Origin of the sequence: Nocardia australiensis, from assembly GCF_020733705.1 — a bacterium.
Classification (GTDB): Bacteria; Actinomycetota; Actinomycetes; order Mycobacteriales; family Mycobacteriaceae; genus Nocardia; species Nocardia australiensis.
The window spans coordinates 3,141,636-3,163,340 of sequence record NZ_JAJFZM010000001.1; the positions used below are offsets into that span (position 1 = coordinate 3,141,636).

The following is a 21,705-nucleotide window of genomic DNA, read 5'->3' on the forward strand; positions in this document are numbered from 1 at the left end:
CTCACCAGAACTCGGAGGCCGGGGGGCTCGGTGGCGGTGGGGCCAGAGCGACGGTTCCGCTCAGCGGTGCCCAGGTCGCCTCCGGGTCGATGCCGTCTTCTGGTGCGGTTCGTCGTGGCCAGACCGTGCCGAGTTCGTGCAGGTGCCTACGGCCGGAGTCGGTGTGCAGCGGCAGCCACACCTGATCGGCCGGACTGGTCCCGGGGATCGAGCCGAGGAACTCGGCGGCGGCGGTGGCGACCGGCACTGCCTCGGGGTCGGGCAACCGCTCCCAGGTCCGCCGCAGAGCTATACGGGCGTTGGCCTCTCGCATGGTGGTCGGCACCCAGAACAGGACCGGGACGATGGCTCCGGTGGTTCGGGCAAGCTCGGCGAATCCGTGCAGCTTGGCTGCGACTCGGGGCAGGGAGGTGGTGCCGAGGTCGTATTCGAGGAAGAAGTCGAACGGGTCCTCGCCGCGGGTATAGCGGCCGTGGGCGTCGGGGCGGGCGAGGTCGCCCCAGAGCCGTTGGCAGCGGGTCTGGGACCACCACCGCGAGACCTGTCCGCCGTGGGGGCCGGTGACCAGGGCGGTGAACCATTCGGCGACGCCGAGGGTGTGGGTCAGGTGCAGGCTGTGGGCGACCGAGAGCGTGGTTTGGTGGTTGTAGCCGAGTTCGCGCACGCTCACGCCTGCTTCGGCTGCGAGGATCGCTGCTCCGGCCGGGGCGAGGGTCCAGTGGTAGGGGGCGGTGCCACGAGTTCGCATGGGCCGGAACCGGTCCAGGACCCGGTAGGTGTGCAGGATCGCCAGGCGACGGCGGGCGATCTTGGCGGTCGGGAACGCCAGCTCGGCGAGCTGGTCGGTGGTCAGGACCCGGTGCTCGTAGACCATGCGCAGAATCCAGCGGTCGCGCCCGGTCAACGCACGCACCACCGAACTGTTCTCCGGGCTGGTGGTAGGTGACCAGGCCGGTCGCGGGGCACGGGTCTCGGCTTGCCTGTCTGGACGGGAAATCATCGGTACGGGAGCCTTTCTCGGGCGTAGCGGGGGTTAGGGCCGTGGGGAGTTGGGGGGTTGCGCGGTGAGGCGGGCCTGGGCGGCGGAGGCGATCTCGCGGGCACGGCCGGGGATCGGCGGGTCCAGGGGCCGGGTGGTGAGGGTGAAGGGGCGTGCGTTGCGGCCGTCGACCAGCAGCCGGGCGGCGGCGTGGAAGGCGTCGAGGTGGGACAGGTCGTGCTCGGACAACCACGGGTCGGTGTGGCGGGCCAGGTCGCGGGCGTCATCGGGGCTGACGGCGAAGACGATCTTGTTGCGGGCATTCGCGGAGATGCCGTCACGCAACTCGCGTGAGAGCTGGCCGAGGTTCTGGTGCGCCAGCAGCAGCGACAGTCGTAGTCCTCGGGCTTCGGCGAGCATGTCCTCGATCGGGGTGGACAGGTTGAGGAAGTTCTGGGCTTCGTCGAGCACCAGAGCCGCGTCGGGCCGGTCGGCGGCAGGCACCCGGGCCCGCGCGGTCACCGCCTGCCACGTGCGCGCTACCAGCAGTGACCCGACCAGCCGTGAGGTTTCCTCTCCGAGAGAGCCTTTCGGCAGCCGGGCCAGGCAGATGCCGCCGTTGTCGAGGATGTCGGCGAACTCGACCGTGGAAGGTCCGCCCGCGATCGCCGCTCGCACGAACGGCCTCAACAGGAAGGCGCGCAGCTTGTTCAGCAAAGGGCCGGTGAGTTGGGCTCGGCCGGTGTCGGACAGCGTCTCGTAGCTGTCCCAGAATCCGCGCAGGACCGGGTCTTTGGTGGTGCGGGTGACGCGGGCGCGGAAGGCGGGCTCGGTGAGTAGGCGGGGTAGGTCGGCCAAAGTGGCGGTGCCGGGTTGTGCGCAGAGGGTGAGCAGGCTGGCGCGCATGATGTCGTCGGTGCGTGGGCCCCACCACTGGTGAAAGATCCGGTGGAACACCGTCACGAGGTTGTCGACGGCCAGATCCATTCCCGCGCGACCGATCCGACCGATATCCAAGGGATTCACACACGGCGGCGGCGCGCCCGAGTCGGCATCGAAGAGGACGACCCGATCGCCCATGCGCGAGGGCAGCCGGGCCAGGACGTCGGTGACGAGGTCGCCTTTGGGGTCGATGACGATCACCCCGCGCTCGGCCTCGGCGTCATCGAGGATCGTGCGGGCCAGCAGGGTGGACTTCCCGACACCGGTGGGGCCGAGGATGTGCAGGTGATGGCGGGCGTCGGAGATCTTGACCGCGACAGGGCGACGAGTCCCGGTGTCGGCCATCCCCAACGGCTTCGTGTGTTCTCCGCCGACAGGGATCTCCGGGGCGGGAGACAGTGCGCGGGCCCCGGCGCGTTGCAGGCCGGGTAGTCCGTCCTCGGTGGGTAGATGCGCGATCGTGGCCAGCTCGGGCACCGACAACACATCCCCCCGTCCGAGGTGGCGCTGTCGGATCAACCGCTCGAGGCGGAAGAGGCGGCGACGTCGCCGGTAGTAGTTGTGATCGGTGCACGCCCCGAACACCGTGGCGAGTGCGTCGGCGCGACCGCGTGCCACCGCTTGCGCTTGCGCTTTCGGGTCGGTGTCGTCGGGATCGGTGGAGACCGGGATCGAGGCGGCGCAGCGCACCACCGTCTCCCAATGCGCCCCTCGGGCTTTCGCCGCTGCCGCGCGGGCGGCGGCACTGTATTCGAGAGAGGTCTGGCGGTCGGTGCTCTTGCCGCCTCCCACACCACCGGCGGGGCGGGAGGCGGCAGGGCTGGCTGTGCCGGGGGTGAGCAGAGTCAGCGCCTCGCGCAGGAGCCCGGTCACCACGCCCGCCGGGGTACCGGTGCTCGCCGCGGCGCGGGTGGCTCGCGCGACGCGGCGGCCGGTGACCGGGCGGGCGAGGATCTGCACGCAGGTGGCCTGTCCGGGGGCGAGGTCGTCGGCGGCGGTGATCAGGTTGCGCACAAGATCACCGGAGTGGTCGGTGCTCAACGGCAACCCCTCGCGGCGGCCCAGGCGCAACTCGCCCCCGGCCACGACCCTGCCCACGCCCTTCACCGGGGCGGGGAGTGGGGGCCGGGCGGGTTCGACGGTGTTGGTGTGCGCCCCGGGCCAGGCCGAGGCGATGGCGCGTTCGATGAGACCGGGTGGGATCGTGCCGGGCACCCACAGCCGGATCGCGGCTCCCTCCTCGGGGGTGACGGCGTACTCGAACCCGAGATGCGGCTGCCCCAACACCACGCGCGCCCAGGCGGGCCGCAACTGTCCGATGAGGTGCGCCCAGAAGCTGAGTGCGCCTTTGGCATCGACCTCGGGGGGAGTGAGCACGGTGATCTGGCGAGCACGTGCACTCAGCCGGCGCCGACGCCACCGGGCCACAACCCGCACTGCGGCGAGCACGCCGAGCACGGCGGCGACCCCGACGAGCCCGTCCGCCGAGACGAGTAGGTGTTCGATCACGTGGACCAGACCGGTCAAGGCCCGGCCGGGCGCGAGAAGCGCCCGGCCCAGCCACCCCTGTTCGGGATTCACGCGGCCACCGATCCCAGGCCGCTGGCACCGGTGCTCGGCAGCGTCGCCGAGGTGCCGAAGGGGAATCGCCCTGCCGCACGGCGGCGTTCGGTCGCCTCGGCGGCCTCGGGCTTGCGCAGAATCACGACGTCCTCGTGCGCAATGAGGTGCACCGGCAGCCCGGAAGCTCGCTGTTTGACCACGAAGTCGCGCTGGAAGAAGCTCGACCGGGCCACCAGTTCGCCCTCGGTGAGGCGACCCAGCAGGGCTACGCACCGCTCCACCGGCATGAGCCCGGCCAGCTCGCCGCAGGTGTAGAGGTGGGTGGGCAACGGCACCAGCTCGGCGTGCTGACGCCACGGACGTGCGGTGATCACGACATGTCCACCGGGGGCGAGGTATTCGGCGGCCCCGGCGAGGATCTTGGTGAATCCCGAGAGCAGGCGGCCCAGGCCGACGTTGGCGAGGTTGCCCCGGTCCAGGACCTGGCCGTAGCGGTGATTCGACTTCTGAACCGGTTGCGTGCGGTTTGCGCGGACATGCCCGTGCAGGGAGTCGCCGTAGGGCGGGGAGGTGATGACCAGGCTCGCCTGGCCGCGTAGCTCGGCCGGGATCAGGTCTCCCAGCTTGCGGGCGTCGCCGTGGAAGACGGAGGCGTCGAGATCGATCCCGGCGTCGCGGGCGAGCTCGATGTTGGTGCGCGCCAGCTCGGCCCACCGCGACTCGTACTCGACGCCGACCGCGCGGCGACCGAGATGCAGGGACTCGACGAGGGTGGTGCCGATCCCGCACATCGGGTCCAGCACGAGGTCTCCGGGGCGGGTGTAGGTAGCGACCGCGTGCGCGACGATGGCGGGGAACATCTTCGCGGGGTGGGCGGTGCTGTCGGGGTGGTAGCGGCCCCGCCGCTGCGCGGTCGGTGCGTTCTGGGCTGTCGCCCACACCGATACCGGCGCGGCGGCCGTGCTGGTCTGTGCGGGGATCGCGGAGTCGACGTCGGTGGCGTTGGCGGCGGCAGAGTCGAGAGTCATGCGGGCGTCCTTCGAGTCGGAGTTCGGGCAGGGTGAGGACTGGGTTCGCTCAGCCATGGGCGGGCTGGAGGAAGACGAAGACGTCGGTGTGCGCGACGGCGTGGCGGGCGGTACCGGAGGGGGCCGGGTCGGCGGGCGCGATGATCTGGTGCCCGGAAATCGGGGCGGCGATGATGTGCTGGAGGTAGAGCAGATCGGCGGCTTGGGCGGCGGCCACGACCGATCCGGCCGGGTCGAGCAGGGTCCCGGAGTTGCTGTGGCGGCAGCGTGAGAGAACGACCAGCAAACCATCCAGGGCCATCGCTTCGGTCGCGAGCGAGGTGACGTGCTCGGCGGCGGCGATCGGGTCGAGGTGATCGGCGAGCAGGCTCGCGATGACCAGATCCACCGGCTCCTCGGAGTGGTTCCGGTCGGTGGGGGCGTCGAGGCCGTGACGGTCCAGATCCCCGATCGCGGCGAGTGCTTCGGCGGTGTCGGGCTCGATGATCCGCAGCACGCCCCGAACGGTGGGGGCGGGCCAGCCGAGCAGCATTACCCGTGATCCCGGTGCGGAGAACTCGGCGATCGTGTGGGCCAAGATCGGGTCGGGCCAGCGGTCGTCGGGATCGAGCGGTTCGGGCCCGAGCGCCCACAAGGTCGAGGGGACCCGCACGGCGGCGGAGCTGGAACGGGGACGGCGGGAACTGGCGGTCATAACATGGCCTCCTGAGCGAGAGAGCGGTGTGTACTCGCTTACTTCCGCCAAAAAGCCGTTTTTTGGACACGATGGTCGAAACTATTTTCTGAGAATTTCCTGAGCCGAAATTGTGGGACCGGAACGCTGCTCGGTGCGAGGTCGCGGTAAATATTTTTCGAGAAAGTTTTCGCCCGGTTGCTATTGCGGAGTGCGGTCTATCCGCGCCCTATCTGAAACATATCCAAGTCATATCCTGGATCTATCCTCGCATTCATATTCGCTGGTAGCGGCGGTAAAACTCTTGAGGTCGACTTGGGGAATGGAGAGAATTGGCGCGGTAGCGCGATATTCGCCAGCTCGTCCAGGGGGTGACTTGGATATATTTCAGATAGGTTTTGGGTGTGGTTTGGATAGGGTTCGGATACGTTTCGGATAGAGGCGTTCGGTGTCCTTGTGAGGTCGGAAATTTCGATCGATCAAGGAGATCTCTGGTGACGAATACACGCGGCGCGAAATATGCGGGACCACTCGAAAAGCCAGGCTCCCCGCTGGCCGTGGTGCGGTCCGGTTTCGAGAAGATCGCCGCCCAGGCGCTGCCCACCGATCCACGCCCGCTGCCGACATTCGAGACCGGCCTCGCCGGTCCGGTGCGGACATGGGGGCAACTGCGCGAGCGGCTGTGGGACCCGGCGACGCCGATGGCCGAGGTCGACGCGATCTGGGTCTGGCTGCTGCAACGAGTCCGCGCCAAGGACGAGGGCGCGATGCTGGTGTGCGCCGGACTGGCCGCGCCGATGCTGTCACGGACCGCCAGCGAGTACGTGACCTCGAGCCACACCGCCCGCCACGACACCGAGTCCGAAATCCTGACCGCGTTCCTGGGCCACCTCTCGCGCGTCGGCCTGGAAGAGCCCGGGGTGTGGCATCGGCTGAGGTGGGGTGCCTACCGCGCCGTCCTCAAATCGGCAACTCAACAGCGAACCGGTGTGACAGTGGTCGCTGACCTCGACCGCGACCTGGCTCCGCTGGGAGAGCGGGTACAGATGATCGGGGCCGGGTCGGGGCACCCCGAGATGGTCCTGGCGCAGGCGGTAGTGGCCGAAGTGATCTCCGCCGACGCGGCCGAGTTGATCGCCGCGTCCAGGTGGGAGGGTCGCTCGTTGACTTCGCTGGCCACGGAAAGTGGTGTTTCGTCGTGGAAGCTGTTCAAGCAGCGCCACCGTGCCGAACACGCCCTGCTTGCCTGGCTGTCCGACCGCGCCCGAGACCTCGACCCCGAGCGCACCAGCACGGTCGAAGCCGAGGCAGTCACCGCCCTCACGCCACCGGACCGGTCACCGCGGCGAGGTCGCCGGCCGAACCGGCACTCGGCAGCCCCGGCACCGTCGAGCACCGAGCACGGGCAGGTGGCGGCATGAACACCAGCCAGGGAAATCTCAGCGAGGCGCCACAGCCATCGGCTCGGCGCGCGCGGCATCGGCTCAGGGGCCTCGCGGCACTGGGCACGACCGTGGCGCTACTGGTCCTGCTCGCCGCATCGGCCTCGGCGACACCGCCGCACACCGAAGAGCTGGCGATCGCCTCGTCGCTGGGGGAGGTGATCGACAACGCCCGCAACTGGATCGTGGGGATCCTGGCCGGGCTGGCGACCTTGTTCCTGACTATCGCCGGTGCTCGCTATTTGCTCGGCGGCGGCGATCCTGCCGAGATCGAGAAGGCCAAGACCTCATTCCGTGCCGCCTGCCTCGGGTACGCGCTGGCGATGCTGGCACCGGTCATCGTCTCGGTGCTCAAGTCGATCATCGGAGCCTGACCGTGAATACCTCGGCACAGGCCCCGCCCGCACGTGTCCCCCTCGGGTCCTCGCGGATCGTGTGCACCGCTGCGGCAGTCGCAGCGGCGGTGCTCGCCGCGGTGCTGATCGGTCTTACCGGCGTTGGCGGTGCCGCCGCTCAACCCGCATCACCGACTCCGACCGTTCCGGTGACGCCGACCCCGGGCACACCCGCTCCCACGACACCACCACCGACTACCACAACCCCGCCGCGCCGGTGGGTGACCCCGCCCTCGACCACCGCCCCGACACCAGCCTCGCCCACAACGACGACACCCGGCACGACAACGGCACCGACGCCCGGATCCGGTTCGGAGTCGGGGTCGGGGTCGGCCGAGTGCGGGGTCACCAACATCAACGGGTGCGTGGAGAACGCGATCGACGGGTTCTTCCGCCGGATCGTCGAGTCCGCGCTCAACCCGCTGCTGGACCTGCTCTCGCAAACCCTGCTCACCACCCCCGAACCCGGCTCGATCCCGCAGATCGGGGTGCTGTGGAACCAGTCCTGGCAGCTCGTCACCGCCCTCTACGTCCTGGTCGTGATGGCCGCCGGGGTACTGCTGATGACGCGCGAGACCCTGCAAAACCAGTGGTCGATCCGCGAACTCGCCCCCCGGCTGGTGGTCGGGTTCGTGGCCGGGGGACTGAGCATGATGATCGCCACGGCAGCGATCGGCTTCGCCAACACCCTCGCCCACGCCGTCGCCGGAGATGGCGTCGATTCCGGGTCGGCCGCCGCTGCGTTGGCCGAGCTCGCGGCGACCGGTCCCACGAGCCAGAGTTTTCTGCTGCTGTCGTATCTGGCGTTGGTGGTGATGCTGTGGGTGCTGATCATCAGCTACGTCGTGCGAGTCATCATCACGATCCTGCTGATCGTTGCCGCACCGTTGGCGTTGATGTGTCACGCGCTGCCCGGCATCGACGGAATCGCGCGGTGGTGGTGGCGATCGTTCGCCGCGTGCCTGGGGATTCAAGTCGTGCAATCGCTGACGCTGGTGACCGTGCTGCGGGTGCTGCTCACCCCGGGCGGCTGGAATGTGTTCGGGCCGGACGCGAACGAGATCGTGAACATGATCGTCGCGCTCGCGCTGATGTTCGTGTTGATCAAGACCCCGTTCTGGCTTCTGTCGGTCCTCAAGATCGGGCAAGGTCGTTCGTTCGTCGGGTCGATCGTGCGGGGCTTCATCGCCTACAAAACCCTCGGCCTACTCACGGGATCCACCGCGAGCGGCGCACGGCCGCGAGCACCCCGCACCGCTTCCAGTTCCGGGCCTGCGGATCCGTATGCGCGGGTACGCGCCACTCGAGACGGACAGCTCATGCTGCCCCTGGAAGGAGTGCGCCGTGTCGCGCGCCAACCCAGACCGGCACCGGCCGACTCAACCGGCACCCCGCCTCCCCGCCCGACCCGGACACCGAGAGGACGGCAACTCGCGTTCGACTTCACCCCACCGGACCCGTACAAGGGCATCCGCGCCGGGGCCGGGGGCCAGTACCCGCTCCCGATCCCGGTGCGCCGTATCCGGGCGTCACCCCCGGCACCGGTCCCGCCACCGGAACGCCCCAGCACCAGGCGGCGGCCCGAACAGCTCGCCTTCGACTTCACCGAACCCGCCCCCGCCGACCCCTACGCCCGTCTTCGGCCGAACCGCAGCGGCCAGTACCCGCTGCCGTTCCCGGTGACCCGGGTCAAACCCGTTCCACCGCCACAGAACCCACCACAACCGCCCGCACCGACGCGTCCAGCGGGGCGGCAACTGCATCTGCCCATGCCCGACCTACCCGTGCGCCGCCGCGCGCCACGCGCCCCGAGAGGAGGCACGCTCCAATGAGCACCATCGTGCGCATCCCCGCCGACGTCGACCGCTCCGACCGCATCCTGGGCCCGTTCACCGCCCGCCAACTCGCCGTCCTCGCCACCACCGCCCTGCTGCTGTACTCGGCGTGGACCCTCACCAGAACGATGGTCGACCCGGCGGTGTTCATTGCCGTCGCAGCCCCGGTCCTGGTCGTGGTCGCCGTCGTGGTCCTGACCCGCCGCGACGGCCTGTCAGCCGACTTGCTGCTCGTAGCCGCGATCCGCCATCGCTTCCGCCCACGGCACCTCGTCCGACCACGCGGGAGCACCCTGGCTGAAGCGCCGCGCTGGATCACCACCCGCGCCAATCGATCCCGGCACCGCCCACCCGTGCCGACCGAGCTGTCCGCGAATCAGGTTCGTCTGCCCGAGTCGGTGTCGAGCAGCGGCAGCGGCGCTGTCGGCGTGATCGACCTCGGCGCCGACGGCCTCGCCGTCATCGCCGTCGCCGGAACCCTCAACCTGTCGCTGCGCACCCCGGCCGAACAGGACAGCCTCGTCGGTCAGCTCGCGGGCTGGCTACACACCCTGCGCCAACCCGTACAGATCCTGGTGCGCTCGGCACGGCTGGACCTGACCGACCACATCACCGGTCTCCACGCTGCCGCCGAACAGATGTCACCCGACCTCGCCGCGGCCGCACTAGACCACGCCGACCACCTCGCCGAGCTGATCGCCCGCGAGGACCCGGTCCACCGCCAAGTGCTGCTGATCTGGCGCGAACCGACCCAGACTCTGGCCACGAGCGGGTTACGTGCCCGGCTGTCCGGACGGGGCCGGGCACAACGAGCGTTGTCGGGCGGTGCGCGCCGGGCAGCCGAGTCCCGGCTTCTGCGCCGCATGAACGAGGCCGCCGATGTCCTTTCCCCACTGGGTATCTCGGTCACCGCCCTCGACAACGAAGCGGCTACCGCAGTCCTGGCCAGCTGCACCAACCCCGAGGGCCTGGTCTCGGGCGCCGTCGACATCGCCGTCGACACGGTCGTCACTGCCGACCCCGCCGCTCGGGCACCGGACCCGTTCGCCGGGGACGGCCTCGACCGGTTCACACCCGAGTCGCTCACTATCGGCACCCGGCATCTCGAGATCGGCTCGGACCAGACCGCGACCCTCGCGGTCACCGGCTACCCGCGCGAGGTGACAGCCGGGTGGCTCGCGCCCCTGCTCTCACACCCCGGCCGGGTCGAGGTCGCGGTGCACATCGAGCCGGTCGATCCGGCTACCGCCGCCACCCGCCTACGCCGCCAGCAGGCACGCCTGGAGTCCTCCCGAATGCATGACCTCGGCCGAGGTCGCCTGACCGACCCGCAGATCGACGTCGCCGTCGAAGACGCCGCCGACCTTTCGGCCCGCGTCGCCCGCGCCGAAGCACGACTGTTCCGGGTCGGGGTGTATCTCACCGTCCACGCCGAGTCGGAAACCGAACTGGCCGACGAAATCGCCGCCATCCGCGCGCTGGCGGCGAGCCTGCTCGTGGACACCTGCACCCTGTCCTACCGAGCGGCTCAAGCGTGGGTCACCACGTTGCCGCTCGGACTGGACCTGATCGGAGTGCAGCGGACTTTCGACACCACCGCCCTCGCCGCGGCGTTCCCCTTCGACTCACCACAACTGCCCGCCGCCGACCCAGCCCAGGCCGAGCGTCCCCAGGGCGTTCTCTACGGCCGTGACGCCGCCGCCGGGTTGCTGTTCGTGGACCGGTTCGCCCCCGAAGCCCACAACCACAATCTGGTAGTCCTCGGACGCAGCGGTGCGGGCAAGTCCTACCTGGTCAAGACCGAGATCCTGCGCTCGCTCTATCGCGGCATCGAACAAGTCGTCATCGATCCCGAAGACGAATACCGGCGCCTCGCCGAGGCGGTCGGTGGCACCAACATCCGCCTCGGTGCCCCCGACGTGCGACTCAACCCGTTCGACCTGGAAATCCACACCCGCGCTGACGGTCGTCGCAGCGCCCCACCTAACGGGCTCACCCGTCGCAAACTGTTTCTCCACACCCTGATTCAGGTCCTGCTCGGCGACCAGAGCGCTGCACAGAGAACAGCGTTGGATACCGCGCTGGCCGCCACCTACGCCGCTGCCGGGATCACCGAGGACCCCGCGACCTGGACGCGGCCCGCACCCACCTTGAGCGGGTTGCGGGAGCAACTGGACCGGCTCGACGCGCCCGCTGCCGCAGAGCTGGCCGCCGGACTGCACCCGTTCGTGGGCGAGGGAGCCTACGCCGGACTGCTGGACGGGCCGACGACCACCGACCCCGAAGGTGGCCTGATCGTGTTCTCGCTGCGGGAACTTCCCGAGGAGTTGAAAACGATCGGCACCCTGCTCGTCTTGGACTCGACGTGGCGGCGGGTCTCGCACCCGGGTGAGCGGCGGCCTCGGATGATCACCGTGGACGAAGGGTGGCTGCTCATGAGCCAACCTGCCGGTGCGCAATTCCTGTTCAAGGCCGCGAAGAGTTTCCGCAAACACTGGGCTGGGCTGACCGTGGCCACCCAGGACTGTGCCGACGTCTGCTCAACCGAGTTGGGGCGGGCGATCGTGTCCAACGCCGCGACCCAGATCCTGCTACGCCAAGCACCCCAAGCCATCGATGAGGTCGCTACCGCATTCCACCTCTCCGACGGCGAGCAGCAGTTCCTGCTCTCGGCCGCGCGCGGTGCCGGTCTCCTCTCGGTCGGGAGTGATCGGGCGGTGTTCGGCTCGCTCGCCTCAGCCACCGAGAATGCCATCATCACCACCGACCCCAGCGAACTCGCCACCACAGACGATGACGGCGACACCGGCATCGATCTCGACGCCCCGCCATCGTTGGCTCCGCTCACCGAACCTGACCTCGGCGACGCCGGTGATGTCGCCACGACTTTCGCAGACCTCGGCGACGACGACAGCGACAAAGGGGGCGACGGGGTGGTCCTCGACCGGCGGGCGGCCGAGGACTGATGTTCACATCACTACCACCGATCCGTCGAGGTGAGGGTGCGCGGGGCCGGGGCATCCGGTGTCCGACCCGGACCCGACACCGATCACCTACCGCGCCGCCCCGAACGCGCGCCTGCCGCCACATCGTGGCGCGACCGGATCCCGCGGTGCCCGAACCCGAATCGGTGGCGCTACGGCCCGACACGAGTCACACCCGACATTCCCCAGCAACACCCGCGCGGTGGCCCTGGAAATCGGGGGTTCGCTTGACGACGGCCGGTGTAGGGAGCGTTCATGGACCCGCATTCATCCACGGCGGACACGACATCCACACACGGCAAAGGAGATGAAATGACCTACATGCCACAGGAATCCGGCTCATCGAAGCGTTCACGAAGTCGCTGCCGTCGCACCCGAATGTGACCGCACCCCGAGCCTGGGAGGCCGGAATTCCGGAGGCGGCCATCGAGATTCGGATCGCCGAGGGCGCAGACGGTGAGAGGCTCGCCGATCAGCAAGCTCGGATTCTATGGGAGGTAACCAAATGGCAGCTGGGCCAGAACAATTCAGACAATGGGCAGGAGAACGCGGCGGTTTGAAGCCCGCGTCTTACCGGGGGGGCGCCGATGACGTGCTGTATCGGATCGCGTTCGCGGGCCGTACCTCGACCGCCGACTTGCAGGACCCGACGTTGTCGATCCCGCGTCAGTTCTCCAACTGCGGACTCGTGATTCCCGAGGGTGGGGTGATCATCGCGCATTTCTGGGACGCGGAATCCGGGCGCAAAGAACTCGTTGAACGCGCTCACGCCATCACCCACGAGCAGTTCGAGATCACCGTGCCCCGCGACGGTGGCATCGCGGACCTGCTGGCCGAAGCCGCGCGACCGGACCGTCGTTTCGACTACGTGCTGTGCGAGTCGATCGAACGCATCGCCCGGCGCACCCACACCGGTACCGATATCGAGCAGCGCCTCGAACGCGTCGGGGTCCGGCTCCTGGCCGCCGACGAACCGTTTCGTCTCACACACCTGCCTGGGAGACCGGTGCAACCCGATCGGACTGTAGTGCGCGCGTTGCCGCGCTCCGCCGGGCAGCGCTGGAATGTGGTGTCCATCGACCTCGAGCCGATCACGGTCGAACAGTACGACCAAGCGGTCGACGCTTTGTCCGACTTGATGTTTCGGTGGCGTGAATCGGGTGGCGGGGGGATGCAGGTGGCAGCGTAACTGGTTGTGGGTCGTCTGGTTGTTCTTTCGATGAGAGTGAGGGGAGTGGTTGTGCTGCAGTTCGATAGGTACCGAGTTGGCGCATCGCGATTCGATGAGGTGGAGTTGAGATGACAAGGGAGCTGTCGAAGCGGCGGGGTTTCAAAAACCCTGTTGCAATGCTCGGGGACGATGTTCGAGTCGGCATTTATGTGCGTCGGTCCACCGACGATGAGCATCAGCCGTACTCGATTGACGCTCAAGACAGCCGCCTGGACGCCTACATCCACTCGCAGCCGGGGTGGCGTCTCGTGGCCCGGTTCCACGACGATGCTTCTGGTGCCACGACGAAACGTCAAGGATTGATCAAGGCGATCGAGGCTGCCAATTCCGGGCAGATCGATGTGTTGCTCGTCTACCGCGTAGACCGGTTCTCTCGCAACCTGCGGGACATGGTGACGCTCCTCGATGAACTCGATTCCGCAGATGTGGTGTTCCGTTCGGCCACCGAACCGTTCGACACAGCCACGCCTATGGGGCGAATGCTGGTGCAAATGCTGGGAATGTTCGCGCAATTCGAACGTGACACCATCATTGACCGCACGATCGCCGGAATGGAACGCAAAGCCGCGAAAGGAAAGTGGAAAGGGGGACGACGTCCTTTCGGCTATCGCCCGGATCCGTCGACCCAGGTACTTGTCGTCGAGGAGTCCGAAGCCGCGATCGTGCGGGCGGTATTCGCGCTATACACCGCCGACAAGCTCGGCACCCGTGCGGTCGCCGAGGTGCTCAATGATCGCGGCCATCGCACAACCAACGGCGGGAAGTGGTCCGGCTACCAGATCACTCGCATGCTGACCAACCGTATTTATCTGGGTGAGCTAACCTTCCGAGGCGTTACGGTCACATCCGCTCACCAGCCGATTATCGCGACCGATATCTGGAAAAGAGCCGAGAGGATTCTCACCGCCCGTGGCGATAATCCCGGCTACAGTGCGTCCACCGGATTCGACTACCTGCTTGCCGGGCGACTGCGCTGCCCGCGCTGCAACCGATCGATGGTCGGTACTAGGGCCAACGGACGTACGCGAAGCTATCGCTACTACACGTGCTGGACACGGTCACGGTACACAACCGCTAAATGCGATCAGCCGCGCATGGATGCCGACGCTGTCGATCGGGCTGTCCTCGACGCGCTGGTCAGCTTTTACAGTACGCAGCGAGGTTTGATCCAGGACGCCGTTGGCCTCGCCCGCGGGCGGCACCAGGCGAAGCATGGTGACCGACGCGCGGAGCTCGCCGCTGTCGACGCCGAGTTGAGCAAGTGTGCGCAGTCCATCGATCGATACCTGGCCGCGTTCGAGCGTGGCAGCCTGGACGGCGAGTTGTTGAGCGAACGGCTTGCCGAGCTACGAGCTAGTGCCGGGCGGCTGCGGGACCGGCGGGATGGCCTTGCTCAGGCCCTTGACGACGTTCCGGAAGCGCCCGCGTCTGAAGCGCTCGACGACGTGGTCACCGACATCGGAGACGTCATCCGGACCGGCAACAACAACCAGGTCAAGGCGCTGATCGAGGCGCTGGTCGCCGGAGTAACCATCGCTGGCCCCAACCGGCTCATCCCCACATTCAGAGTCCCGAAACCGCCCAGCGATGATGAAACCGCTGGTCAAAACGCGAAAACCGCCCCCGAAGGGGCGGTTCGTACGCTGACGCGTTTGGGGTGGCTGACGGGACTCGAACCCGCGACACCCAGGATCACAACCTGGTGCTCTACCAGCTGAACTACAGCCACCATTGCCGGTTGTAACCGGCGCGGTCGATACTAGCGTGTCACCCCCGCTAGTCCCTAATCGGTTTCCAGCGCGCCGTTGGAGCTGGGCTTTTGGCGAGTCGCGGCCTGGGACCCCCAGCGCCGCGCTATTGCGCGCCGTTTGGCTGGGCCGACTCGGGGGACGCGCCCTGGTCGCTCAACTCGGCCGCGACGGCAGCGATTTCCGTCGTCGACGGGCCGGGCGAGGGGACGAAAGCGGTGCGCCGGTAGTACTTCAGCTCGCGGATGGACTCTTTGATGTCGGCCAGGGCCCGGTGAGCCAATCCCTTTTCCGGCTGACCGAAGTAGATGCGCGGATACCAGCGGCGGCACAGCTCCTTTATGGAGCTCACATCGATCATGCGGTAGTGCAGGTGCGAGTCCAGCGCGGGCATATCGCGGGCGATGAAGCCGCGGTCGGTGGCTATGGAGTTGCCTGCCAGTGGCACTGTGCCCGCGAGCGGGACGTATTCGCGGATGTAGTCGAGCACCTGCTGCTCGGCATCGGCGAGCGTGACGGTGGAGCGGCGCACCTCGTCGGTGAGCCCGGAACGCGCGTGCATCTCCGTCACCACCGGGGGCATGGCGGCCAGCGCCTCGTCATCGGCGTGGATGACGACATCCACGCCCTCGCCCAGAATATTGAGGTCACTATCGGTCACGAGCGCGGCCACCTCGATCAGCTTGTCGCTGTCGAGACGCAGGCCGGTCATCTCGCAATCCATCCACACCAAGAAGTTCATGCTTTGTGTACTCCAATCATGCCAGGTCAGAGAGTGCTAGGGCGGATTCGCCTCTCCCGCCTCTCCCGCCTCACCGACGAGTCAACCAGTATCCAACGCCAGAAGGATGTCATCGGGTCTTGGGCCAAGGCCAACTGGCCGTCTGCTCTATGGCTTCATCCCCACCAAGGCGCTTCTCGGCTACGCGACCCGCGATAAAGAGACTCCGCGAGACGCAGAGGGGATGCCCAATCCTGTACGGCGACGCGCTGATGTCCAGGGAGACGTTCGACCGAGTCCAGCTCGAGCAGACCGAGCGGACCCGCACGGACTCTGGCGTATGGACCTTTGATCTGAGACATCCCAGCTTTTAGATTGTCAAGCCGCTGTCGCAGCGGCTTGACAATGGGCCGCCCAGGCGGTGGTCTCGTTGTAGAGCGTCCGGGTTTTCAAGCAGCCGTGGAGGATGCCGACGAGCCGGTTGGCGACATGCCGCAGTGCGGCACTGTGGTTGAGGCCCCGGGCTCGCTGCTTGTCGTAGTAGGCGCGGGCGCCCGGCGACGCCTTCAGGGCGCAGAACGCCTGCGTGAGCAGCGCATCGACGAGGCGGTCCTGGTGCACGAACCGGGCAACCACGACCTTCGACTTCCCCGACGCACGGGTGATCGGGGACGTCGCGGCGTAGTTCTTCCGCGATTTCGCGGTCGCGTAGCGGGCGTGGTCGTCTCCGAACTCGGCGAGCACCCGGGCCCCGAGAATCATGCCCAGTCCCGGCTGGGACCCGATGATCTCAGCGTCCGGGTGCCGCCCAAAATGGGCCTCGACCTCGCTGTGCAGGGCTTTCACCTGCGCGTCGAGGGTCATCAGCACCGCTATCGTGGCTCTGGTTCCCGCCGCGTAAGCGGCGGTGATCACCGGGGCCCGGCCCAACTGCTCACTACGCAGGACCGCCCGGATCGCTGCGGCTCTCGCGTCGAGGTCACCGCGGCGGCCGGCGCGTTTCAACGCCGCTTTGACCTGGTTGATCGACAGGCGGGCAGCAGTCTGCGGGTCGGGGGCCTTGCCGAGCAGTTCCAGGGAGTCGGGGGCATCAAGGTCGTCGAACGCCTCGATCGCAGCCGGGAAGTACTCCCGCAGAGCGTGTTTGAGTCGCTGAGTATGACGGGTGCGTTCCCAGATCATCGTCTTGTGCATCCGGGCAACTACCTTCACCGCCTGCGCGTCGACGCTGTCACCGGCGACGACCCGCAGTTGGTGGGCGTCGGTGCGAACCATGTCGGCCAGCGAGTGCGCGTCGGCGGCATCGGACTTCGCACCGGACACGCTGCGGCGTTCCCGAAACCTCGCGGCTTGCAGCGGGTTCACCGCGTACACGGTGTAGCCGGCCGCGATCAACGCCGCGACCCAGGGGCCGCGATCGGTTTCGATACCGATCCGTACTTCGGTGTCCTCGTCGTCGCCGAGGTACTCACCGATCATCGCGTGCAACCGGGTGATCCCGGTGATCCCTTCGGGCAGACGGGCTTTGGCGAGCCGTTTCCCGGTCTCGTCCATCAGTTCGACATCGTGATGATCCGATGCCCAGTCGTCACCGACCAGCAGCACCACAGCTCCCCGTTCGTCGTTGTCGGACAACCAGTTCCGGCAGCGCGCGGGAGAATGTCGGCGACCTAATGAATCAGTGCTCACACCGGCCGGCGGTGGGCACGACATCCCATCAGCGATCTCCTTCTCCCGGCGAACCGGCGGGGGCACCATCTCAGATCAGGACTCGAAGTCCAGGCTCCACATGTGCTCACCCGCCGGTCGCTACCACTAGCGAGTCTGCCTGATCCGTCGATCACGCGGACCCACTAATACTCATTAGGATCCCAGCGGACACGGTCGCGCGAATGTCCCAGTAAACGACGGCGACGCCCGTCGCCTATTCGCGGCCCGTTTGTGTGTCGGGACGCCGCCGGATTGCGGCCTCCGCGGATGCGCGCGGCGATACAGTTTCGGGAGATCGAAGCAGTCGAAGTCAGACCAGACGGAGGATGCGCGATGACCACCCCCCAGGAGAAGGCCGCTGCGGCACGAAAGGCCGCGCAGGATGCGGCCCGGGCTGCCGCGGAGGCCGCGGCGGCGGCCGAGGCCGCCGCGACGGCGGATACCACCACCACCACCACCACCACCACCGCCGCCACCGCGGCGGCTACGAAGGTGGCGGCTACCGAAAACGCGTAGCCCGCCGGGCAGACGCCCGCACGGCAGATCGCCGCCGGGTATGCGTTCGAGGGCGCGGCGCTGGAACTGGGCACGGTGGTGATCGACGGGACGGCGGATCCGGCTGCGCTGGTGCGGATTCCGATGCGCACGGTGAATCGGCACGGGCTGGTCGCGGGTGCTACCGGCACCGGTAAGACGAAGACGCTCCAGGGAATCGCCGAACAACTGTCGCGAGCCGGGGTGCCGGTGGTACTCGCCGATATCAAGGGCGACCTGTCGGGCCTGTCGCGGCCAGGGCAACCGAACGACAAATTGGGCGCACGGGCGCTGGAAACCGGTGCGGGACAATGGCAGCCGACCAGGTTCCCGACCGAGTTCGTCTCGCTCGGCACCGACGGAATCGGGGTGCCGATCCGTGCGACGATCACCGCGTTCGGGCCGGTATTGCTCAGTAAAGTGCTCGGACTGAATGAGACTCAGGAATCAACGCTCGGTCTGATCTTTCACTGGGCGGACAAAGCGGGGCTCGGGCTGCTGGACCTGAAGGATCTGCGTTCGGTCATCACGCATCTGACCAGCCCCGAGGGCAAGGAAGACCTCCAGGGCATCGGTGGGGTGTCGGCGGCGACGGCGGGGGTAATTCTGCGCGCCCTGGTCAACCTGGAGGCCGACGGCGGCGACACGTTCTTCGGTGAGCCGGAACTGGATCCGGCGGATCTGCTGCGAGTCGTGGGCGGTCAGGGCGTGATCACCCTGTTCGAACTCGGTTCGCGGGCCGCGCGCCCGGTGCTGTTCTCGACCTTCCTGATGTGGGTGCTCGCGGATCTTTTCCAGACCCTGCCCGAGGTCGGTGATGTCGAAAAGCCCAAGCTGGTCTTTATTTTCGACGAAGCTCATTTGCTTTTTTCGGACGCCTCGAAGGCTTTCCTGGAGCAGGTGGAACAGACGGTCAAGCTGATCCGCTCCAAGGGCGTCGGGGTGTTCTTCTGCACCCAGCTGCCAACCGACATCCCGAATCCGGTGCTCTCCCAGTTGGGCGCGCGCGTCCAGCACGCATTGCGCGCGTTCACCCCCGATGACCAGAAGGCGTTGTCCAAGACGGTCCGCACCTACCCCGCGACCGGGACCTACGATCTGGAAAAAGCGCTGACCTCGCTGGGAACCGGCGAGGCGATCGTGACGGTGCTCTCGGAGCAGGGCGCGCCGACCCCAGTGGCATGGACCAGAATTCAGCCGCCGCGTTCGCTCATGGATACCATCGGCAACGACGCGATCAAGTCCGAGGCGTTGTCCAGTTCGCTCTACGGTAAGTACGGCCACACCGTCGACCGGGAATCGGCGTATGAGATGCTCGCGGCCAAAGTAGCCGCAGCACAACAGGAGCCCGAATCGGCACCCGTGCCAGGCCGCTCACCCGAGTCCGTCGAGCACGACTCGGCTGCTGAGCGCATCATGAAGAATCCCGCGGTGAAGAGCTTCCTGCGTTCTGCGGCAACTGCGGCAGGCCGCGAGATCAGCCGCGGCATCTTCGGTACCCGCCGCCGGTGACAGGTGGTTCGATATCTGGCGCGACCACCACCCACCGCGCATAGCACCAGCGTCAGCGGCCGATATCGCGGGCGAGCAGGTCGTCGGTGGTTTCGCGGCGCACCAGTTCCCTGGCCCTGCCATTGCGGACGGCGATGATGGGTGGACGGCCGACGCTGTTGTAGGACGAGGCGAGGCTGTGGTGGTAGGCGCCAGTGCAAGGCATCGCGAGTATCTCGCCGGGGCGGATGTCGGCGGGTAGCTGGATATCGGTGGCGAGAATGTCACCCGCCTCGCAGTACCGGCCCGCCACCGTCGCCCGCAGTTGCGGGCCGCACGGGTGTCGGTTGGCGACGACCGCGCCATATCGGGCGCCGTACAACGCGACCCGAGGGTTGTCGCTCATGCCGCCGTCGACCGTGACATAGGTGTGTCCGCCGTCGATGTGTTTGACCGATAGCACCCGATACAGCGTTACCCCGGCCCGCGCCACGATCGCGCGGCCCGGCTCCAGCGCGATGTTGGGGCGCGGGAAGCGGTTTCGGGCACATGCGGCGTCGAGGGCGTCCTCGACGATGTCGGCCAAGTCGGACAGATTCATTTCGGCGTCGCCGCTGCGATAGGCGACCGCATGCCCGCCGCCGAGATCCAGCTCGGTGAGAATGTGGCCGTAGTCTTCTCGGACCCGGGCCATTTCGCCGATCATTCGGCGGATCGCCTCGCCGTAGTGGTCCGGATTGTGAATCTGTGAGCCGAGGTGGCAGTGCATGCCGACGAGTTCCAGGTTCGGTTGGCGCATTATGCGTCTGATCGCCTCGTCGGCCATATCGCTACCGAGCGGAAAGCCGAACTTCTGGTCCAGCACACCGGTTTTCACGGCCGGATGCCCGTGCACATCGATGCCGGGGGACAGCCGAAGCAGTACCCGTTGTGGCCGGGTGCCCAGCGCTGATAGCAGGGTGATTTCGGTGAGTGAATCGACCACGATCCGCCCAACGCCGCAGTGCAGTGCGGCGTTGAGTTCGTCATAGGATTTTCCATTGCCGTGCAAGATAATTCGTGCCGGGTCCACACCGGCGGCCAGCGCGATGGTGAGCTCACCCGCCGAACACACATCCACCGAAAGCCCCTCCTGGGTGACCCATTCCGCCACCGCTCGGACCAGCAGTGCCTTACCGGCGTAGATGATCTCGGCCTCGGGGAACGCCTTACGATAGGCGCGGCAGCGCGCGCGGACCTCATTCTCGTCGAGGACGTAGGTGGCGGTGCCGTATTGGTCGGCGATGTCGGCGAGGGCGACCCCGCCGAGGGTGATCCGGCCGTCGCCGTCATAGTGCGTGTCCCGTGGCCAGACCGCGGAATCCAGGCGCGAAGGGATTCCCGACCGCAGCGACGGGAAAATTTCGAGCAGCGTCACGGTTGTTCTCCTGGGTATGCCCCCGCTTTCTCTTCAATGCGGGGCCGATTCCAGGACTACGCCGCTGATCAGCGGTTATGGGCAATTCTGACGGAACCTTGACGCGCAGGTACCCGTTCCTGACGGACCGCTGACAAACAGGCCGGCGAATCGGGACTCGGGTCAGCCACCGAGTTTCTTGTAGAACGCGCCTGCGATAGGCGCGGTGAACGAGCGCGGACCGTACTGGCCCGCGACGCTCATACCTTTGCTGATCAGGCCGGGGACGACGCGCATTTTATTGCGGGCCAGGGCGTCGATGGAGATCTTCGCGGTGTATTCCGATGAGACCCAGAAGAAGTCGGGCACCACGCGGTCCACGATCGACGCGTTGGCCGGGTCCGGGGTTTCGGTGCGGACGGGGCCGGGCGCCAGCAGGGTGACGTGCACGCCGGAGTCCTTGAGTTCACCGCGCAGCGATTCGGAGAATGTGTTGGCGAATGCCTTGCTCGCCGCATAGGTGGCGTTGTTCGGGATCGGCATGTTCCCGGCAGCGGACCCGCTGATCAAGATGCCGCCGCCGCCCCTGGCGATCATGCCCGGCAGCACGGCGAGGGTGAGGTCGTGCACCGCGACGGCGTTGAGTTCCATCTGGGCACGCTCATATTCCAGGTCGAGCTCGGCGACCGCGCCGAAGGTGGCGATCCCCGCGTTGTTGCACAGGATCGCGATATCGCGTGCGGCCAGCTCCTCGACCAGCCCTGCGCGCTGGGTGCGGTCGGCCAGATCGACGGCGCGCACCTCGGCGGCGACACCGTGTGTGAGCGTAAGCCGCTGCGCGAGCTCGGTGAGCAGCTCACCGCGCCGGGCGACCAGGATCAGCGAATAGCCACGGGCAGCGAGGTCAGCGGCCAGCGCGGTGCCGATGCCGGAAGATGCGCCGGTCACAACCGCGCGATTCTCAGGGGTAGGGGAGGGCAAGCTCACCACTGGAGCCTATGCGATGTGGCCTCCCCGGGACCGCTGCCCCGCC

At 67.5% G+C, this 21,705-nt stretch carries 18 protein-coding genes, 1 tRNA gene and 1 pseudogene; 9 read left to right on the forward strand and 11 right to left on the reverse strand.

Annotation, left to right across the window (positions count from 1 at the left end):
• Window position 1 precedes the first annotated feature (1 nt).
• From LKE06_RS14250 to LKE06_RS14265, 4 genes are read right to left on the reverse strand one after another with little or no spacing between them, the layout of a single operon-like run.
• Window positions 2–1,000 carry a replication-relaxation family protein gene (locus LKE06_RS14250; protein ID WP_227999113.1) on the reverse strand — a complete coding sequence of 333 codons (999 nt, stop codon included), beginning with the start codon at window positions 998–1,000 and terminating at the stop codon, window positions 2–4.
• A gap of 33 nt (window positions 1,001–1,033) precedes the next feature.
• Complete coding sequence (locus LKE06_RS14255; protein WP_227999114.1) at window positions 1,034–3,502, reverse strand: type IV secretory system conjugative DNA transfer family protein; 2,469 nt, start codon at window positions 3,500–3,502, stop codon at window positions 1,034–1,036.
• On the reverse strand, window positions 3,499–4,512 hold the full coding sequence (locus LKE06_RS14260) for a TRM11 family SAM-dependent methyltransferase (RefSeq protein ID WP_227999115.1): 1,014 nt from the start codon (window positions 4,510–4,512) through the stop codon (window positions 3,499–3,501). Before LKE06_RS14260 ends, LKE06_RS14255 begins: the two co-directional genes overlap by 4 nt.
• Before the next feature lie 49 nt (window positions 4,513–4,561).
• Complete coding sequence (locus LKE06_RS14265; protein WP_227999116.1) at window positions 4,562–5,206, reverse strand: hypothetical protein; 645 nt, start codon at window positions 5,204–5,206, stop codon at window positions 4,562–4,564.
• Window positions 5,207–5,679: 473 nt separating this feature from the next.
• On the opposite strand from LKE06_RS14265, the gene LKE06_RS14270 reads away from it, so the two are divergent.
• A complete protein-coding gene (locus tag LKE06_RS14270) occupies window positions 5,680–6,606 on the forward strand; it encodes a hypothetical protein (RefSeq protein ID WP_227999117.1) in 927 nt (308 codons plus the stop codon).
• Complete coding sequence (locus LKE06_RS14275; protein WP_227999118.1) at window positions 6,603–7,001, forward strand: pilin; 399 nt, start codon at window positions 6,603–6,605, stop codon at window positions 6,999–7,001. Before LKE06_RS14270 ends, LKE06_RS14275 begins: the two co-directional genes overlap by 4 nt.
• A gap of 139 nt (window positions 7,002–7,140) precedes the next feature.
• Here LKE06_RS14275 and LKE06_RS14280 read toward each other — a convergent pair whose 3' ends face one another.
• Complete coding sequence (locus tag LKE06_RS14280) at window positions 7,141–7,371, reverse strand: hypothetical protein (protein ID WP_227999119.1); 231 nt, start codon at window positions 7,369–7,371, stop codon at window positions 7,141–7,143.
• A gap of 16 nt (window positions 7,372–7,387) precedes the next feature.
• On the opposite strand from LKE06_RS14280, the gene LKE06_RS14285 reads away from it, so the two are divergent.
• The 5 genes and pseudogenes from LKE06_RS14285 to LKE06_RS33165 form a co-directional block, all read left to right on the forward strand.
• Window positions 7,388–8,854: a TrbL/VirB6 family protein gene (locus tag LKE06_RS14285; RefSeq protein WP_227999120.1), complete on the forward strand. Its 1,467-nt coding sequence runs from the start codon at window positions 7,388–7,390 to the stop codon at window positions 8,852–8,854.
• Window positions 8,851–11,823, forward strand: a complete 2,973-nt coding sequence (locus tag LKE06_RS14290; protein WP_227999121.1) for a PrgI family protein — start codon at window positions 8,851–8,853, stop codon at window positions 11,821–11,823. The genes LKE06_RS14285 and LKE06_RS14290 overlap by 4 nt, the downstream gene beginning before the upstream one ends.
• Window positions 11,824–12,221: 398 nt before the next feature.
• Window positions 12,222–12,401, forward strand: a complete 180-nt coding sequence (locus LKE06_RS14295) for a hypothetical protein (protein ID WP_227999122.1) — start codon at window positions 12,222–12,224, stop codon at window positions 12,399–12,401.
• Window positions 12,398–13,030 carry a hypothetical protein gene (locus tag LKE06_RS14300; RefSeq protein WP_227999123.1) on the forward strand — a complete coding sequence of 211 codons (633 nt, stop codon included), beginning with the start codon at window positions 12,398–12,400 and terminating at the stop codon, window positions 13,028–13,030. Before LKE06_RS14295 ends, LKE06_RS14300 begins: the two co-directional genes overlap by 4 nt.
• 158 nt (window positions 13,031–13,188) lie before the next feature.
• Window positions 13,189–14,148 (forward strand): annotated as a pseudogene (locus LKE06_RS33165) (recombinase family protein); the annotation flags it as partial.
• Here LKE06_RS33165 and LKE06_RS32540 read toward each other — a convergent pair.
• The 4 genes from LKE06_RS32540 to LKE06_RS14320 all read right to left on the reverse strand — a co-directional run bounded on the left by LKE06_RS32540 (window position 14,131) and on the right by LKE06_RS14320 (window position 17,146).
• The gene (locus tag LKE06_RS32540) at window positions 14,131–14,274 is read right to left on the reverse strand and encodes a hypothetical protein (protein WP_255648603.1); all 144 of its coding nucleotides are present in this window, start codon (window positions 14,272–14,274) and stop codon (window positions 14,131–14,133) included. The pseudogene LKE06_RS33165 and the gene LKE06_RS32540 overlap by 18 nt on opposite strands.
• A gap of 451 nt (window positions 14,275–14,725) precedes the next feature.
• Window positions 14,726–14,801: transfer RNA gene (locus LKE06_RS14310), tRNA-His, on the reverse strand.
• Window positions 14,802–14,926: 125 nt separating this feature from the next.
• Window positions 14,927–15,562, reverse strand: a complete 636-nt coding sequence (orn, locus tag LKE06_RS14315) for an oligoribonuclease (RefSeq protein WP_227999124.1) — start codon at window positions 15,560–15,562, stop codon at window positions 14,927–14,929.
• A gap of 357 nt (window positions 15,563–15,919) precedes the next feature.
• On the reverse strand, window positions 15,920–17,146 hold the full coding sequence (locus LKE06_RS14320) for an IS110 family RNA-guided transposase (RefSeq protein ID WP_227999440.1): 1,227 nt from the start codon (window positions 17,144–17,146) through the stop codon (window positions 15,920–15,922).
• A 438-nt stretch (window positions 17,147–17,584) separates the two neighbouring features.
• Here LKE06_RS14320 and LKE06_RS33170 point away from each other — a divergent pair, with 438 nt between their 5' ends.
• Together LKE06_RS33170 and LKE06_RS14325 are read left to right on the forward strand one after the other, a co-directional pair.
• The gene (locus LKE06_RS33170; RefSeq protein WP_372477335.1) at window positions 17,585–17,767 is read left to right on the forward strand and encodes a hypothetical protein; all 183 of its coding nucleotides are present in this window, start codon (window positions 17,585–17,587) and stop codon (window positions 17,765–17,767) included.
• A gap of 75 nt (window positions 17,768–17,842) precedes the next feature.
• Window positions 17,843–19,297, forward strand: coding sequence for a helicase HerA-like domain-containing protein (locus LKE06_RS14325; protein ID WP_372477336.1), 1,455 nt, complete (start codon window positions 17,843–17,845; stop codon window positions 19,295–19,297).
• A 52-nt stretch (window positions 19,298–19,349) separates the two neighbouring features.
• Here LKE06_RS14325 and lysA read toward each other — a convergent pair whose 3' ends face one another.
• On the reverse strand, window positions 19,350–20,693 hold the full coding sequence (gene lysA, locus LKE06_RS14330) for a diaminopimelate decarboxylase (RefSeq protein ID WP_227999125.1): 1,344 nt from the start codon (window positions 20,691–20,693) through the stop codon (window positions 19,350–19,352).
• 162 nt (window positions 20,694–20,855) lie between these two features.
• The gene (cmrA, locus tag LKE06_RS14335) at window positions 20,856–21,659 is read right to left on the reverse strand and encodes a mycolate reductase (protein ID WP_227999126.1); all 804 of its coding nucleotides are present in this window, start codon (window positions 21,657–21,659) and stop codon (window positions 20,856–20,858) included.
• Window positions 21,660–21,705 lie beyond the last annotated feature (46 nt).

Excerpts from the sequence above, each read along its gene's own strand:
- orn (WP_227999124.1), bottom strand. The coding sequence starts at position 15,562 with ATGAACTTCTTGGTGTGGATGGATTGCGAGATGACCGGCCTGCGTCTC.
- LKE06_RS14260 (WP_227999115.1), bottom strand. The coding sequence starts at position 4,512 with ATGACTCTCGACTCTGCCGCCGCCAACGCCACCGACGTCGACTCCGCG.
- LKE06_RS33170 (WP_372477335.1), top strand. The coding sequence starts at position 17,585 with ATGACCACCCCCCAGGAGAAGGCCGCTGCGGCACGAAAGGCCGCGCAG.
- LKE06_RS14265 (WP_227999116.1), bottom strand. The coding sequence starts at position 5,206 with ATGACCGCCAGTTCCCGCCGTCCCCGTTCCAGCTCCGCCGCCGTGCGG.
- LKE06_RS14290 (WP_227999121.1), top strand. The coding sequence starts at position 8,851 with ATGAGCACCATCGTGCGCATCCCCGCCGACGTCGACCGCTCCGACCGC.
- LKE06_RS14275 (WP_227999118.1), top strand. The coding sequence starts at position 6,603 with ATGAACACCAGCCAGGGAAATCTCAGCGAGGCGCCACAGCCATCGGCT.
- LKE06_RS14250 (WP_227999113.1), bottom strand. The coding sequence starts at position 1,000 with ATGATTTCCCGTCCAGACAGGCAAGCCGAGACCCGTGCCCCGCGACCG.